This window comes from Mesorhizobium sp. M7A.F.Ca.MR.362.00.0.0 (genome assembly GCF_004023175.1).
Lineage (GTDB): Bacteria > Pseudomonadota > Alphaproteobacteria > Rhizobiales > Rhizobiaceae > Mesorhizobium.
Genome location: NZ_RZTF01000964.1, coordinates 1 through 340 on the forward strand (window position 1 = coordinate 1; position 340 = coordinate 340).

The following is a 340-nucleotide window of genomic DNA, read 5'->3' on the forward strand; positions in this document are numbered from 1 at the left end:
GATGGACTACGAACGCGAGGCCCGGACGATCGACTATTCGCGCAAGCACGGCCTGGTGCATGAGGAGTTCTTGCTACCGGCCGATGCGCCGCAATGGGCGCGCAAGCTGATCGCGGACCGGTCCACCGCCGGAGCCGCGGAGGCCTTCTGGAACAAGGTCGAGGCCTTCGAGAAGCGTGTCGACGCGCAGCTTGCCAAGGACCTCACCATCGCCCTGCCGCTGGAGCTCTCAGTCGAACAGAATATCGCGCTCGTCCGAGACTTCGTGGAAAAGCACATCCTGTCGAAGGGTATGGTTGCCGACTGGGTCTACCACGACAATCCGGGCAATCCGCACATC

The 340-nt window shown here is 62.6% G+C and carries 1 protein-coding gene; it reads left to right on the forward strand.

The genetic code is table 11. From position 1 onward, the window contains the following. Positions 1–340 (forward strand): MobA/MobL family protein (locus EOC06_RS38700; RefSeq protein ID WP_164899073.1); only part of this gene is annotated, 340 nt, incomplete at both ends.